This is a genomic window from Pseudomonas sp. LM13, assembly GCF_041381355.1.
GTDB lineage: Bacteria > Pseudomonadota > Gammaproteobacteria > Pseudomonadales > Pseudomonadaceae > Stutzerimonas > Stutzerimonas frequens.
This window is the reverse complement of sequence record NZ_JACBXH010000002.1, coordinates 80,188-94,421: the sequence shown is the minus strand read 5'-3', so window position 1 is coordinate 94,421 and position 14,234 is coordinate 80,188. Positions and strand designations below refer to the sequence as shown.

Annotated in this window: 13 protein-coding genes; 5 read left to right on the top strand and 8 right to left on the bottom strand. The window is 65.3% G+C overall.

Annotated elements, in window-relative coordinates; translation table 11 throughout:
• Window position 1: 1 nt before the first annotated feature.
• On the bottom strand, window positions 2-1,024 hold the full coding sequence (gene adhP / locus HZR81_RS03190; RefSeq protein ID WP_500127313.1) for an alcohol dehydrogenase AdhP: 1,023 nt from the start codon (window positions 1,022-1,024) through the stop codon (window positions 2-4).
• Window positions 1,025-1,239: 215 nt separating this feature from the next.
• Here adhP and HZR81_RS03185 point away from each other — a divergent pair, with 215 nt between their 5' ends.
• Together HZR81_RS03185 and HZR81_RS03180 are read left to right on the top strand one after the other, a co-directional pair.
• Window positions 1,240-2,079, top strand: a complete 840-nt coding sequence (locus HZR81_RS03185; protein ID WP_500127312.1) for an AraC family ligand binding domain-containing protein — start codon at window positions 1,240-1,242, stop codon at window positions 2,077-2,079.
• Between the two features lie 108 nt (window positions 2,080-2,187).
• Window positions 2,188-2,775, top strand: a complete 588-nt coding sequence (locus tag HZR81_RS03180; RefSeq protein WP_500127311.1) for a LysE family translocator — start codon at window positions 2,188-2,190, stop codon at window positions 2,773-2,775.
• A 49-nt stretch (window positions 2,776-2,824) separates the two neighbouring features.
• On the opposite strand, the gene rhlE1 is transcribed toward HZR81_RS03180, so the two are convergent.
• On the bottom strand, window positions 2,825-4,150 hold the full coding sequence (gene rhlE1, locus HZR81_RS03175) for an RNA helicase RhlE1 (RefSeq protein WP_500127310.1): 1,326 nt from the start codon (window positions 4,148-4,150) through the stop codon (window positions 2,825-2,827).
• 207 nt (window positions 4,151-4,357) lie between these two features.
• Between rhlE1 and HZR81_RS03170 the strand changes: the two genes are divergently transcribed.
• From HZR81_RS03170 to rimA, 3 genes are all read left to right on the top strand, one after another.
• Entirely contained in the window at window positions 4,358-5,146 is a 789-nt protein-coding gene (locus HZR81_RS03170) for a cation:proton antiporter domain-containing protein (protein WP_500127309.1), read from the top strand.
• Window positions 5,143-6,051 (top strand): NAD-binding protein, encoded by a 909-nt coding sequence (locus tag HZR81_RS03165; protein WP_500127308.1) that lies wholly within the window; start codon window positions 5,143-5,145, stop codon window positions 6,049-6,051. Before HZR81_RS03170 ends, HZR81_RS03165 begins: the two co-directional genes overlap by 4 nt.
• A gap of 69 nt (window positions 6,052-6,120) precedes the next feature.
• Window positions 6,121-6,933 carry a S6 modification regulatory phosphodiesterase RimA gene (rimA, locus tag HZR81_RS03160; RefSeq protein ID WP_500127307.1) on the top strand — a complete coding sequence of 271 codons (813 nt, stop codon included), beginning with the start codon at window positions 6,121-6,123 and terminating at the stop codon, window positions 6,931-6,933.
• A gap of 3 nt (window positions 6,934-6,936) precedes the next feature.
• On the opposite strand, the gene HZR81_RS03155 is transcribed toward rimA, so the two are convergent.
• The 6 genes from HZR81_RS03155 to HZR81_RS03130 all read right to left on the bottom strand — a co-directional run bounded on the left by HZR81_RS03155 (window position 6,937) and on the right by HZR81_RS03130 (window position 14,130).
• Entirely contained in the window at window positions 6,937-7,620 is a 684-nt protein-coding gene (locus tag HZR81_RS03155; protein WP_500127306.1) for a type 1 glutamine amidotransferase domain-containing protein, read from the bottom strand.
• A gap of 121 nt (window positions 7,621-7,741) precedes the next feature.
• The gene (locus tag HZR81_RS03150) at window positions 7,742-9,631 is read right to left on the bottom strand and encodes a methyl-accepting chemotaxis protein (RefSeq protein ID WP_500127305.1); all 1,890 of its coding nucleotides are present in this window, start codon (window positions 9,629-9,631) and stop codon (window positions 7,742-7,744) included.
• Window positions 9,632-9,816: 185 nt separating this feature from the next.
• Window positions 9,817-11,277: a sodium-dependent transporter gene (locus tag HZR81_RS03145; protein ID WP_500127304.1), complete on the bottom strand. Its 1,461-nt coding sequence runs from the start codon at window positions 11,275-11,277 to the stop codon at window positions 9,817-9,819.
• 81 nt (window positions 11,278-11,358) lie between these two features.
• Complete coding sequence (gene maiA, locus HZR81_RS03140) at window positions 11,359-12,018, bottom strand: maleylacetoacetate isomerase (RefSeq protein WP_042924629.1); 660 nt, start codon at window positions 12,016-12,018, stop codon at window positions 11,359-11,361.
• On the bottom strand, window positions 12,008-12,991 hold the full coding sequence (locus HZR81_RS03135; RefSeq protein ID WP_500127303.1) for a fumarylacetoacetate hydrolase family protein: 984 nt from the start codon (window positions 12,989-12,991) through the stop codon (window positions 12,008-12,010). Before HZR81_RS03135 ends, maiA begins: the two co-directional genes overlap by 11 nt.
• Window positions 12,991-14,130, bottom strand: a complete 1,140-nt coding sequence (locus tag HZR81_RS03130) for a homogentisate 1,2-dioxygenase (protein WP_500127302.1) — start codon at window positions 14,128-14,130, stop codon at window positions 12,991-12,993. The genes HZR81_RS03135 and HZR81_RS03130 overlap by 1 nt, the downstream gene beginning before the upstream one ends.
• Window positions 14,131-14,234: the final 104 nt, after the last annotated feature.

Genomic DNA, 14,234 nt, shown 5'->3' with positions numbered 1-14,234 from the left:
GCTACATCTTCATCACGATACGGCCTTCGATGCGCCCGGCGCGCATGTCGTCGAAGATCTGGTTGATGTTGTCGAGGTTGTCGGTATGGATGGTCGCCTTGACCAGGCCCTCGCCGGCGAAATCCAGCGCCTCCTGCAGATCGGCGCGGGTGCCGACGATGGAGCCGGTGATGCTGATCGCCTTGAGCACCACGTCGAAGATCGGCGTCGGGAAATCTCCCGGCGGCAGGCCGACCAGCGCCACGGTACCGCGCCGCCGGGCCATGCCGATGGCCTGACCGAAGGCACTGTTGGACACCGCCGTGACCAGCACGCCATGCGCGCCGCCGATGTCGCGCTGCACCACTTCCACCGGATTTTCCTTGCGCGCATTGACGGTCAGGTCGGCGCCCAGGCGCTTGGCCAGTTCCAGCTTGGCGTCATCCACATCCACCGCCACCACGTGCAGGCCCATGGCCTTGGCGTACTGCACCGCGACGTGCCCCAGACCGCCGATACCGGAGATCGCCACCCACTGACCGGGCCGCGCTTCGGTGACCTTGAGGCCCTTGTAGACGGTGACCCCGGCACACAGGATCGGCGCGATCTCGTCGAATTCGACGTTCTTCGGCAGGATGCCGACGTAGTTCGGGTCCGCCAGCACATATTCGGCATAGGCACCGTTGACCGAGTAGCCGGTGTTCTGCTGGCCTTCGCAGAGGGTTTCCCAGCCGGTCAGGCAGTGTTCGCAACAGCCGCAGGCGGTGTACAGCCAGGGCACTCCGACCCGGTCGCCCTCCTTCACCCGGGTCACGCCGGCACCCACAGCGGCGACGTGGCCAACGCCTTCATGGCCGGGGATGAATGGCAGTGTGGGCTTGACCGGCCAATCGCCCTCGGCCGCATGCAGGTCGGTGTGACAGACGCCGGAGGCGGCGATCTTCACCAGTATCTGGCCGGGGCCGGGCATCGGCACCTTGACTTCCTCGAGGCGCAGCGGCTCGCCGAAGGCGTGCACCACTGCCGCTTTCATGGTCTGGGTCATGGGCTTGCTCCTTGAGTAGGGACGTTCGAGTCTGCGCCTGGCAGACCGGATCAAGCCTAGACCCAGATCAATTACAGCAGGCGGTCAGCGACCGTCCGTCGAGCGCATCGCGTTCGTCCGACCGTGAGCGGCGCTGCACGAATGTTCCAGACGGCCTGCCTGCAGCGAGCGATACTGGCCGGGCCACGCCACGACGCAGCATTCATGGAGCCATCATGGGTACCGATGACTGGATCGATCTGAAGAAGGATGCCGAAACCGGCATCGAGACGATCCGTGCGCATTTCGAAGGTCACGCCTACGACCCGCACCTCCATGACAGCTACCTGATCGGCTTCACCGAACAGGGCGTGCAGCAGTTTCACTGCCGCCGGACGCTGCACAGCAGCACGCCGGGGCAGGTGTTTCTGCTCGAACCCGGCGAGTTGCACGACGGCCACGCGCCGACAGCCGGCGGCTTCACCTACTCGATGCTCTACCTCGATCCGCACTGGATCGAACGCGAACTGCGCGCGCTGTTCGAGGACGCGCCCAACCAGTGCCAGCCGGCATTCGCCAAGACGCTGGAAAGCGAACCAGAGCTGGTGACGGTGATTGCCGACGCCTGCCAGGCCTTGCAAAGCCAGGACCTGCGCATCGTTCGCCAGGCCGCGCTGGACGCGCTGCTGGGCACGCTGGCGCGGCACCTGTCATGGCGACCGCGGCTGACTGCCGACCCGCGCCTGCCGGCCGTGGCGCTGCGGGCGCGGGACTATCTGCATGCACACATGGATCAGGATCTGGGACTGGACGATCTGGCGCGCGCCACCGGCGTCGATCGCTTCAGGCTGTCGCGGGCGTTCAAGGCGGCCTTCGGGCTGGCGCCGCATGCCTATTTGGTCCAGCTGCGCCTGGCCAAGGCCCGGCGCCTGCTTGCAGCCGGCCAGCCACCGGCGCTGGTGGCGATGAGCCTCGGTTTTGCCGACCAGAGCCACATGGGCCGCTGGTTCCGCCGCGCCTACGGGCTGACGCCGGCGCACTACCGCAGGCGCTGCTCGAATCTTCCAGACCACTGAGCCGACAGGCGCGAGTATTCGGTCGTCCGCCACCCCGGAGCCGAAAACCATGCCTCACCTCGCCGCCACCCCCGGAGCACTCGCCACGCACATCGCGGAGCAGCCGTCATGAGCCAGCTGCTGCCCTTCATGCTGTTCGCCTTCGTCGCCTCGATCACGCCGGGGCCGACCAATATTCTGGTGCTGAGCAACAGCTCGCGCTTCGGTCTGGGCGCAGCCGTGCCGATCATTCTCGGCGCCTGTTCGGCGGCAGCCCTCATCGTGCTGCTGGTGGGCCTGGGTGCCGGCGAATGGTTGCTGCGCCATCCGCAGTTGCAGCAGCTGATGAGCTGGCTCGGTCTGGCCTGGCTGTTCTACCTGGCCTGGCAGATCGCCCGCAGCCCGGTCGAACCGGTCGAAGCCGCCGCCGCGCCGCGCCGGCTTGGCGCGCTGGGCGCCGCCGGTCTGCAACTGGTCAATCCGAAGGTGTGGATGATGGCGCTGGCGGTGGTCGGCGTGTTCAGCGGCGCCGCTGCCGACGCGGGGCGTTACGCCATTCATGCCCTGCTGTTCTTTCTGATCGCCCTGCCCTGCCTGGCGGCCTGGGCCCTGCTCGGTGCCGGGGCGGCGAAGCTGCTGCACTCGGCCGCGCACCTGCGCCGGTTCAACTACGCCATGGCGCTGCTCTTGGTGGTGTCGGCACTGCTGAGTCTGTGACCCGCGTTACCAGTGGAAAGGCTGCGCCGTTTTCCACCTTACGGACGGCTCAGCGCTTCTTCGTCGGCTTGCTGCCGCCCAGGCTCGGTACCTTGCGAATGGGTTTGGCGTTGGGCTTCTCGTTCTCGTCGAACCAGTTGCCGAGGTGAATCTTGCCCTTGCCGCCACCGTCCTTGGGCTTTTTCGGTTTCTTCGGCTTCTTGATGATCTGCCCGCCGAGCGCCGTGGCCGGCACGCGATGATCGGGTACGAAGCCCGGCTCGTCATGCCGCGGCAGCACCTGGTTGATCAGGGTTTCGATGGCCGCGAGCTGACCGACCTCATCGGCACTGACCAGCGAGATCGCCTCGCCGCTAGCACCGGCGCGGCCGGTACGGCCGATGCGGTGCACGTAGTCCTCGGCGACGGTGGGCAGGTCGAAGTTGACCACCTGCGGCAGGTCATGGATGTCCAGCCCGCGCGCCGCCACGTCGGTCGCCACCAGGATACGCACCTCACCCGCCTTGAAGCGCTCCAACGCACGCAGGCGCGAGGCCTGCGGCTTGTCGCCGTGAATCGAGTCGCTGGCGATACCCTGCGCCTGCAGCTCGTCCACCAGCTGGTCGACACCCTTGCGCGTCTTGACGAACACCAGCACCTGGCCCCAACGCTTGTCCGCCAGCAGATGCAGGAACAGCTCGCTCTTGCGCTTCTTGTCCACCGGCACCAGCCATTGCTTGACCGTCTTCGCCGCCGCGTTGCGTGGACTCACCTCGACCGACAGCGGGTCGCGCAGCAGCTCGCGGGCCATCTGCCGGATCGCCTCGGAGAAGGTCGCGGAGAACAGCAGGGTCTGGCGTTTCTTCGGCAGCGCCGAAAACAGCTGGTCCAGCTCGTCGGCGAAACCGAGGTCGAGCATGCGATCGGCCTCGTCGAGCACCAGCGCCTGCAGCTGATTGAAGCCCACGGCATTCTGCCGGTAGAGATCGAGCAGGCGACCGGGCGTCGCCACCAGCACGTCGATGCCCTTGCGCAGCGCCATCATCTGCGGATTGATACTGACCCCGCCGTACACCGCGTAAGTGCGCAGCGGCAGGTTCTGGCCGTAGACACGAAAGCTCTCGTGGACCTGCTCAGCCAGCTCGCGGGTCGGTACCAGCACCAGCGCGCGCACCGAATTGCTCGCCACCTTGGCGCCTTCCATGGTCAGGCGCTGCAGCAATGGCAGGGCGAAACCGGCGGTCTTGCCGGTACCGGTCTGCGCCGCCGCCATGAGGTCGCGGCCCTTGAGCACGGCGGGAATGGCTTCGGCCTGCACCGGCGTCGGCTTGCGGTAGTCGAGGGTTTCCAGGGTCCGCAGCAGCGGATCGATCAGGCCAAGGGAGGCGAAGGTCATGGCAGGCTCGCGGCGCCGTTTCGGCGGGTGAAAAAGGGCGGATTCTAGCAGCAGGCCGGGCACATCGGCTCACCAGCCGATTGCAGGCGCGCCATGCGATGCCTTGCTGTCACAGTTTCATACGCTGCCGCGCTGGTAGCTGGGCAACGCCTGCCGCAGGATAGGCACAGCGCCGCGGCGCCGGCACTCAACCGCACGGAGACCCTGATGGAAGCGCTGCTCGCCCACGGCCCCTTCGCCGAATTCGCCCTGCTGCTGATCATCTCGGCAGCGGTCGGCGCCATTGCCCTGAGCCTGCGCCAGCCGCTGCTGATTTCCTATATCGTGGTCGGCATCCTGCTTGGTCCGGCGGTATTCGGCCCGGTCAACGCCGAGGATCAGATCCATCTGCTGGCCGAGATCGGCGTCGCGGTGCTGCTGTTCGTGGTCGGGCTCAAGCTGGACCTCGCGCATATCCGCAATATCGGGCCGGTGGCGCTGGCCACAGGGCTGGGCCAGCCGACCTTCACCATCATCTTCGGCTTCGCGCTCACGCTGCTGATGGGCAAGAGCGCGATGGAGGCGCTCTACATCGCGGTTGCGTTGACCTTTTCCAGTACCATCATCATCGTCAAGCTGCTCTCGGACAAACACGAACTGGACTCGCTGCACGGGCGCATCGCCGTCGGCTTCCTGATCGTTCAGGACCTCGCCGTGGTGCTGGCGATGATGACCATGAGCGCCCTGCGCGGTGCCGGTGATGCAGGCTGGGCTGAGGTCTCCGGCTCGTTGCTGCTGCGTCTGGCGGCTGCGGCCGTGCTGATGTACGTGCTGATGCGCTACGTACTGCCGACCCTGGTCAGCCGCATGGCGCGCTCGCAGGAGCTGCTGCTGATCTTCGCCATCGCCGGGGCACCGGGCTGGCCGCGCTGGGCGAGTACAGCGGTTTCAGCAAGGAGGCCGGCGCCTTCGTCGCCGGATTTTAGCTGGCCTCGACGGCCTACCGCGAGGCGATGAACGCGCGCCTGACCGGCATCCGCGACTTCATGCTGCTGTTCTTCTTCATCGATCTGGGCGGCAAGCTGGACTTTTCTACCCTCGGCAACGAGATCCTGCCGGCCATCGTACTGGCGCTGTTCGTACTGATCGGCAATCCGCTGATCGTCATGGCGATCATGGGCTACATGGGTTATCGCAAGCGCACCGGCTTTCTCGCCGGGCTGACCGTGGCGCAGATCAGCGAGTTCTCCATCGTCTTCGTCGCCATGGGCATCACCCTCGGCCATATCGGGCCGGAGGCGCTGGGGCTCACCACGCTGGTCGGCTTGGTGACCATCATGCTCTCGACCTACATGATCCTCTTCTCGCAGCCGCTCTATGAACACCTGGCGCCCTGGCTCGGCCTGTTCGAGCGCAAGCGTCCCTATCGCGAACTGGAAGTGGAGGCCCAGGGCAGGCCACAGGGCCATCCGCGCATCATCGTCTTCGGCCTGGGCCGTTATGGCTCGCGCCTGTTGCAACAGCTGGCGGCGGCGCGGATGCCGGTGCTCGGTGTGGATTTCGACCCCGAGGCGGTGCGCACGCTGCGCCGCAGCAAGCCGCCGGTGCGTTTCGGCGATGGCGAGGACCCGAGCTTTCTCGAATCACTGCCGCTGCAGCATGCCGAATGGGTGGTCACCAGCTTCCCGCAGTGGGAATCCAACCGTGCCTTCCTGCACGCGCTCAAGCATGCTGGTTTCAAAGGGAAGATCGCTGGCGTGGTGCGCGACGACCAGCATGGCAGGGCGCTGGACGCGGCCGGCGTCGCCCGCGTGCTGAACCCCTTCACCGATGCGGCTGACTTCGCCACGCGCAGCCTGATCGACGAGTTGGGTGCGACGCCCAGACCGCCGACGGACCCGGCGCCCACGCACCCTGTCTGACCGGCGGACTTCAGCCGCCGCCAGCGCAGCCGTTAACCTGCTATCCACCGGCCCCAATCGAGTGCGCCCATGAGTTCGAGCAACACCAGCGACAACCCTGCCCCAGACGCCTATCCATGCCACGGCGCCGCCGAGCACGGCGCCTGCCCCAGTTGCGCCAGTGGCGAACGTCTGGGCTTCGGCTTCAGCTACGCCTTCCAGCCGATCATCGATCTGCACGACCGGCAGATCTTCGCCCATGAGGCGTTGGTCCGCGGCGTCGGCGGCGAACCAGCCCCCACCGTGCTGTCGCAGGTCACCGAGCAGAATCGCTTCCGTTTCGATCAGGCCGGCCGGGTCAAGGCGATCAAGACCGCGTCCAGGCTAGGCATGCAGAGCAAGCTGTCGATCAATTTCATGCCCAACGCGATCTACCGCCCCGAGCTGTGCATACGCTCGACGCTGGAAGCCGCCCGCGCCCACGACTTTCCGGTCGAGCAGATCATCTTCGAGACCGTCGAAGGCGAGCGCGTCAACGATGGCAAGTGGCTGACCGAAGTCTTCCGCGAATACCAGCGCATCGGCTTTCTCACTGCCATCGACGACTTCGGTGCGGGCTTCGCCGGGCTCAACCTGCTGGCCGATTTTCAGCCGGACATCATCAAGCTGGACATGGACCTGATCCGCGGCATCGACCAGAGCCGCACGCGTCAGGCCATCGTCCGGGCGACGGTGGGGATGTGTGAGGAATTGGGTATCAAGGTGATCGGCGAAGGCGTCGAGACCGCCGACGAATGCAGCGCGCTGTTCGATCTGGGCATCCATCTGATGCAGGGCTACCTGTTCAGCCGGCCGCTGTTCGAAAGTTGCGGCCAGGCGGAACGGCTCGCCTGGCCGCGCTGACGTCTAACCCGCGCGCAGCAGCTTGAGCAGCTCCTGCGCGGCCGCCTCGGATGACGCCGGATTCTGCCCCGTCACCAGCAGCCCATCGACCTGCACATAGGGTGTCCAGTCGGCGCCCTTGCTGTACTGCCCGCCGCGCTCGCGCAGGCGGTCCTCGAGCAGGAACGGCACCACCTTGGTGAGTTCCACCGCCGCTTCCTCGCCATTGGTAAAGCCGGTGACGCGCTTGCCCTTGACCAGATACTCGCCATCCTTGCCGCGCACCTCGGTCAGCGCCGCCGGTGCGTGGCAGACCGCGCCTATCGGCTTGTCTGACTTGACGAAGGACTCGAGCAGGGCGATGGACGTCGGGTTGTTCACCAGGTCCCACAGCGGGCCATGGCCACCGGGGTAGAACACCGCATCGAAATCCTCGGCCGAGACCTGATCCAGCCGATAGGTGTTGGCCAGCAGCGTCTGCGCCTCGCCGTCCCCGTTGAAGCGCTCGGTGGCTTCGGTCTGGGCGTCGGGCTGGTCGCTCTTCGGGTCGAGCGGCGGCTCGCCACCCTCGGGCGAGGCGAGCACCACCTGCGCTCCGGCATCCTTGAAGACGTAGTACGGCGCGGCGAACTCCTCCAGCCAGAAGCCGGTCTTTTTGCCGGTGTCACCCAGCTGGGCGTGGGACGTAAGCACGATGAGAATTTTCATGGAGCCTCCTTGGTGAAGCGCGACGTGAACAGGTGAGACTGCCGCCGCGGGCACATTGCTCCGCTGCCAAAACACATCCATGAAAAAGGGCGCCGAAGCGCCCTCTAAAAACCCGTTCTGGTCAGATACGGAAGCTGTCCACCAGTTGCTTCAGCCGGCGCGCCTGCTGGTCCAGGTCACCACAAGCCCGCAGGGTCGACTGCAGGTTCTCAACACCTTGCTGGTTCAGCGTGTTGATCTCGGTGATGTCCATGTTCAGCGACTCGATCACCGCGGTCTGCTCCTCGGTGGCGGTGGCCACCGACTGGTTCATGCCGTCGATCTCGCCGATGCGTTGGGTCACCTCGCCGAGGCGCTCGCCGGCGCGGTCGGCGATGGAGACGCTGGACTCACTCTGCCGCTGGCTTTCGGTCATGGTCTGCACCGAAGCGCCGGCGCCAACCTGCAGCTGCTCGATCATCTGCTGGATTTCCTGCGCCGAACTCTGGGTGCGATGCGCCAGGTTGCGCACCTCATCGGCGACCACGGCGAAACCGCGGCCTGCCTCGCCGGCCCGTGCGGCTTCGATGGCGGCGTTCAGCGCGAGCAGGTTGGTCTGCTCGGAAATGCCCTTGATCACCTCGAGAATCTGGCCAATGTCCACGGTCTTGGCGTTGAGCGCCTCGATCTGCGAACAGGAAGCACTGATCTTCGCCGACAGCTCGCGCATGGCGGCGATGTTCTGCTCCACCACCTGACGACCGTCCTCGGACTGATGCCGCGCGCCGCTGGCCTGCTGCGAGGCATCCGCCGCGTTGCGGGCGATCTCCTGGGCGGCGGCGCCAAGTTCGTTGATCGCAGCCGCCACGCTGTTGGTGCGACTGGCCTGCTCGTCGGAGTTGGCCATCGATGCGTTCGAAGCGCCGAGCACGCGTTGTGCCACTTCGTTGACCTGCAGCGTGGCCGAGGACACCTCGCGGATCGATTCATGGATACGCTCGACGAAGCGGTTGAAGGCGGTCGCCAGCTGACCGAACTCATCTCTGGACTGCACGGCGAGGCGCCGGGTCAGGTCACCCTCGCCCTCGGCAATGTTGGCCATGGCGCGGCCCATGTCGGTGAGCGGACGCATCAGCACACGAATCAACATGCCCAGCAGCAGCAGGATGAACGCCACGGCGGCAACCGTGGCGACCAGCGCAGTGGTGCGGAAACTGGTCAGCGCGGCATAGGCCTTGTCACGATCCAGCGAAATACCCACGTACCACTGCACCGAAGGCAGGCCCTTGACTGGGCTGAAGCCGAGGATGCGCGGATTACCCTCAAGCTGCGCCTCGACATAGCCACTACTGAGCGACGGCGTATTCTGCGGGTAAATATCCTGGAGCGACTTCATGACCATCTGCTGATCGGGATGGACCAACACCTTGCCGTCGCCGCTGACAAGAAAGGCGTACCCCATGCCATCAAAATCCAGCGCGTTGAGCATATCCACCAGAGTTTTCAGGCCTAGGTCGCCACCAACTACACCCGTCGCGCCCTGGCCGCTTTTGACCGGGGTTGCGACTGTCACAACCAGCTCGTTCAGCGTGGCATCCAGGTAAGGTTCGGTCAGCGTCGTGCCATCTGCAGACAGCGCATCCTTGTACCAGGGGCGAGTTCTCGCATCGTAGTCGTCCGGCATGGCCTCGTAAGGGCGGAGGATATAGCTGCCATCGGCTCCGCCGAGATAGGTGAACATGAACGTAGAGGTCAGTGCACGTTGTTCGAGCAGACTGCCAACAGACTCTGCCGAGTCATCCCGGCCGATGGTCTGCGCAGCGCTTTCCACCAGCAGGATACGGCCTGACAGCCAGTTCTGAATGTTGTGGGCGGTAACCTCGCCCATTTCCCCCAGGTAGCTTTCGAGGTTGGCGCGAATGGCGCTCCGCTGCAGATAATCGTTATAGAGGGTAAACAGCGCAAAAGTTGCGATCACCACTAACGAGGCGGCCAGCAGAATCTTGTGGCTGAACTTGAGATGACTAGACATTTGAGGCGCATCCGAATGACTGAACGGGGTGCTGGCATCCTGCGCACTGTGCATTCCTTTGATCTCAATCACTTTTTCGGCCGCTCCCAAAGAAACTTGACCTACTAGTCGCAATGCGGATGTTTCCCCATAAAAAACGCCAGCCTGCTGGCTGGCGTTCTTCACGCGAAGGGGCCGCGCCGTGGTCAGCGCCCGGCCAGCGCCGGCATCACCCGCGGGCGCAACATCTCGCCCAGCACCGCCAGCGCACCGATCGCTCCGGCGATCCAGTACCAGCGCTGCAGCGGGTCGAAGCCCAGCCAGCCAAGGGCATGGAGGAAGACCATGAGGATCAGCACCGGGCAGACGTAGCGCACCATGAACAGCCACAACGCGTAGCCCAGCGGCGGCAGGTTCAGCTCGTCGCGCATGATCTCGCTGCGCAGCGCGTAGCCGGCCAGCAGCACGGTGAAGATCCCGCCCAGCGGCATCATCCAGCGCGACGTCAGGTAATCCAGCCAGTCGAAGAAGTTCTTGCCCATCGGCGTCCAGCCCGACATCAGGTTGAACGAGAGCATCGCCAGCAGGCTGATCACCAGCAGCACCACGCCGGAACCCATTGCCGCCTTGATCCGCGAGATGCCGTGCTTCTCGTTGAGGTAGGCGACGGTGGCCTCGATCATGGAGATCGCCGAGGTCAGCGCGGCAATCGATACCATGGCGAAGAACAGCACGCCGAAGGCGGTGCCGAACGGCATCTGCTGGAAGGCCAGTGGCAGGCTCATGAAGATCAGGCCCGGGCCGGCAGTCGGGTCCATGCCGTTGGCGAAGATGATCGGGAAGATCGCCAGACCCGCCAGCAGCGCGACGCAGGTGTCGGCGATGGCGACCATGAAGGTGGTGCGGGCGATGGACTGGTCATCCGGAATGTACGAGCCGTAGGTGAGGATCGCACCGGAAGCCAGGCTGAGGGTGAAGAACGCGTGGCCAAGCGCCGCCAGCAGCGCTTCGCCGGTGATCTTCGAGGTGTCGAAGCTGAACAGGAAGGCGAAGCCCTGATCGAAGCCGCCGCTGGTGACCGCGTAACCCACGAGGATCAGCAGCAGCACGGCCAGCCCCGGCATCATCCAGCGCACCGCGTTCTCGATGCCCTTCTGCACGCCCTTGGCGACGATCCACAGCGTCAGCAATGCCACCAGCAGGCTCCAGCCGCCGAGCTGCCAGGGGTTGGAGTTGTGTGCCTCGAACACGCCGCCCAATGCCTCGACGCTGGTCGCGGCCAGCGAGCCGTCGAGCATCTTCACCGTGTAGGCGAAGGCCCAGCCGGCGACCACCACATAGAAGCAGAGGATCAGGAAGCCGGCGGTCATGGCCATGCCGCCGACCGCCTTCCACAACAAATTGCCGTTGTTCTCGCGGACCACCCGACCGATGGCGTCGATCGGGCTGCCACGGCCGCGGCGGCCGATGGCGATCTCGCACATCATCACCGGTACGCCGATGGCGAGGATGCACAGCAGGTACATCAATACGAAGGCACCACCGCCGAATTCACCGGTGATGTAGGGGAATTTCCAGATGTTGCCCAGGCCCACGGCCGAGCCGGTTGCCGCGAGGATGAAACCCCAGCGCGAGAGCCAGAGGTTCTTCGGTTTTTCACGAGTCATACGTCACCTGTTTGTTGTTATCTGTGACGGGATCGGGACCGTCGCGCAGGGCGCGGCGGCGTGCAAGGCGGATTCAGTCGTTCATTGAGCGTCGGGCTGCACCTCCGGCGCGGCCTGCTGGAAGGCCGGAAGCGTCTCGCAGCGTGCAACGATCTCGAGAATGCGTGGATACGCCGCGAGGTCACAGGCAAAACGGCGCGCATTGTATACCTGCGGCACCAGGCACGCCTCCAGGTAACCTGGCCGATCGTTCAGGGAAAGCCTGCCATCGAAACATTCCAGGCCCGCTTCCACGGCGGCGAGCCCCTGACCGACCCAGTGCTGATACCACGCGTTCTTGGCCTCGTCGTCGACACCCAGTTCGGCGGAGAGGTACTGCAACACACGCAGGTTGTTCAGCGGATGGATCTCGCAGGCGATGTGCATGGCCAGTGCGCGCACCTGGGCGCGGCGAACCGGATCGTCCGGCAGCAGCGCCGGCACCGGGAACACTTCTTCGAGGTATTCCAGAATCGCCAGCGACTGACTGATGCGCGCGCCACCGTTGGCTTCATCGACCAGCAACGGCACCAGCTGCTGCGGGTTGAGGGCGCGGTAATCGGCCGCACGCTGCTGACCGCCATCCTTGACCAGATGCACCGGCACCTGCCGATAGGCCAGGCCCTTCAGATTCAGCGCGATGCGCACCCGGTAGGCGGCACTGGAGCGCCAGTAGCCGTAGAGCGTCAGCTCAGTGCTCATAGCGCTCGACCTGCTGATCGATGGCGCCGAAGATGCTCTGCCCGGCGGCGTCGAACATCTCGATGCGCACCCGGTCGCCGAACTTGAGGAACGGCGTCTTCGCCTCGCCGTGCTCGATGACCTCGAGCATGCGCTTCTCGGCCAGGCAGGACGAGCCGGCACTGCGATCGTAGTTCGACACCGTGCCCGAGCCGATGATGGTCCCGGCGCCCAGCGGACGGGTGCGCGCGGCGTGGGCTACCAGGGTCGGGAAGTTGAAGGTCATGTCGGTGCCGGCATCCGGCTGGCCGAACAGCTCACCGTTGATATGCGAGACCAGAGGCCGGTGTACCTTGCCGTCGCGCCAGGTTTCGCCCAGCTCGTCCGGCGTCACCGCCACCGGCGAGAAGCTCGACGACGGCTTGCTCTGGTAGAAGCCGAAGCCCTTGGCCAGCTCGCCGGGAATCAGGTTGCGCAGCGACACGTCGTTGACCAGCATCAGCAGCTGGATGTGCGACCCAGCCTCGGCCGGCGTCGCACCCATCGGCACGTCGTCGGTGATCACAGCCAGCTCGCCTTCCAGATCGATACCCCAGGCCTCGTCGGCCAGGCGGATCGGGCTGTGCGGCGGGATAAAGGCATCGGCGCCGCCCTGGTACATCAGCGGATCGTGCCAGAAGGACTCCGGCATCTCGGCGCCACGCGCCTTGCGCACCAGCTCGACGTGGTTGACGTAGGCGCTGCCGTCCGCCCAGTGATAGGCACGTGGCAGCGGGCTGTGGCAGGCGGCCTGGTCGAAGGCGAATGCGCCGTCCTCCAGCCCGTCGTTGAGGCGCTGGTAGACCGCTTCCAGCTTCGGCTTGCAGTAGTTCCAGTCATCCAGCGCGGCCTGCAGCGTGGCGGCGATCTGTGGCACTTTCACCGCCAGGGCGAGATCACGGGAAACGACGACGAGCACGCCGTCGCGGCCCTGGTTGAGGGTTGCGAGTTTCATCAGGATTCCTTGCCCGGCGCACGCCAGGAGTTGACGTATTCGGGGACATCGACGGCTGCGGCGGCCTCGCCGACTTCCAGCGCGCGGCGGGTGTCGATCATCACCGCCACCTCGTCGGCAAAGGTCGCCGGGTCGGTGCTGGCCTTGTTCAGCGCCTTCGGGTGCGGCCCGTGGGGGAAGCCGCAGGGGTGGAAGGTCACCATGCCCTGCTCGATGTTGTCGCGGCTGAAGAAGTTGCCGCGGTGGTAGAACAGCACTTCGTCATAGTCATCGTTGTTGTGGAAGAACGGCACCTTCAGCGCACCCGGATCGGATTCCACCGGCCGCGGCGTGAAGGTGCAGACCACGAAACCGTTGGCGACGAAGGTGGTGTGCGCCGACGGCGGCAGGTGGTAGCGATGGCTCATCAGCGGGCGGATGTCGCGCCAGTTGAGCCGTACCACGGTGTTGTCGCCGTGCCAGCCGACCACGTCCAGCGGGTTGTACGGGTAGGTCACGGTGGTGATCTGCTCTCGCCGCTTGATGCGGATCTGCCAGGGGTTCTCGTCCTGCTGCGCGCGGAAGGCGTCGTCCAGCCGCGGATGGTCGAGCACCGCGGCGTCGAAGATGGCATGCGGGCCGACCAGGCCTTTTTCCGGCAGCTGGTAGGCGCCGTCGGTGTTCTCGATCAGCAGCATGAACACCGGCTGCGTCGCCTCGATGCGCCAGGCGGTGCCGCGCGGGATCATCAGGTAATCGCCGTCGCGGAATTCCAGGTGGCCGAAGTCGCAGTACAGATGCCCGGCGCCCTCATGGATGAACAGCAGTTCGTCACCGTCACCGTTGCGCACCAGGTGGCGCATGGCGCCGTTGGTCTTCCACAGGCGCAGCTTGACGTCGGCATTGTGCAGCGCCAGCGGCGCCTGCAGCGGGCAGTCGCCTTCGCTGGGGATGTGATTGAAGTTGAAGGCGTGCGGGCGCAGCGGGCCTTCCCAGTCGATCCAGCCGGTCGGCGGATGCTTGTGATGCAGGTGCGAAGCCGGGCCGAAGAAGCCTTCGCGGCCCATTTCGCGCTCGTAGGTGCCCTGCGGAAAATCGCAGTGCGCCTGACGCGAACTCTCACCCTCGCGGATGGGGAAACTGATCCATTTGCGGCTCATGTGCCTCTCCTCGTGATACCGCGTGATCTGAATGGCGAAGCGGTGGGTGCCAGTGCGGAGGGTGGATGTCGCGTAGGGTGGAAGACTGCGAAGCATCTTCCACG

What these genes read in the sequence shown, in the direction of transcription:
- HZR81_RS03145 (WP_500127304.1), bottom strand. Translation starts at nt 11,277, where the DNA reads ATGACTCGTGAAAAACCGAAGAACCTCTGGCTCTCGCGCTGGGGTTTC.
- HZR81_RS03170 (WP_500127309.1), top strand. Translation starts at nt 4,358, where the DNA reads ATGGAAGCGCTGCTCGCCCACGGCCCCTTCGCCGAATTCGCCCTGCTG.
- HZR81_RS03130 (WP_500127302.1), bottom strand. Translation starts at nt 14,130, where the DNA reads ATGAGCCGCAAATGGATCAGTTTCCCCATCCGCGAGGGTGAGAGTTCG.
- HZR81_RS03165 (WP_500127308.1), top strand. Translation starts at nt 5,143, where the DNA reads ATGAACGCGCGCCTGACCGGCATCCGCGACTTCATGCTGCTGTTCTTC.
- HZR81_RS03135 (WP_500127303.1), bottom strand. Translation starts at nt 12,991, where the DNA reads ATGAAACTCGCAACCCTCAACCAGGGCCGCGACGGCGTGCTCGTCGTC.
- HZR81_RS03150 (WP_500127305.1), bottom strand. Translation starts at nt 9,631, where the DNA reads ATGTCTAGTCATCTCAAGTTCAGCCACAAGATTCTGCTGGCCGCCTCG.
- rhlE1 (WP_500127310.1), bottom strand. Translation starts at nt 4,150, where the DNA reads ATGACCTTCGCCTCCCTTGGCCTGATCGATCCGCTGCTGCGGACCCTG.
- HZR81_RS03180 (WP_500127311.1), top strand. Translation starts at nt 2,188, where the DNA reads ATGAGCCAGCTGCTGCCCTTCATGCTGTTCGCCTTCGTCGCCTCGATC.
- adhP (WP_500127313.1), bottom strand. Translation starts at nt 1,024, where the DNA reads ATGACCCAGACCATGAAAGCGGCAGTGGTGCACGCCTTCGGCGAGCCG.
- HZR81_RS03155 (WP_500127306.1), bottom strand. Translation starts at nt 7,620, where the DNA reads ATGAAAATTCTCATCGTGCTTACGTCCCACGCCCAGCTGGGTGACACC.
- HZR81_RS03185 (WP_500127312.1), top strand. Translation starts at nt 1,240, where the DNA reads ATGGGTACCGATGACTGGATCGATCTGAAGAAGGATGCCGAAACCGGC.
- rimA (WP_500127307.1), top strand. Translation starts at nt 6,121, where the DNA reads ATGAGTTCGAGCAACACCAGCGACAACCCTGCCCCAGACGCCTATCCA.
- maiA (WP_042924629.1), bottom strand. Translation starts at nt 12,018, where the DNA reads ATGAGCACTGAGCTGACGCTCTACGGCTACTGGCGCTCCAGTGCCGCC.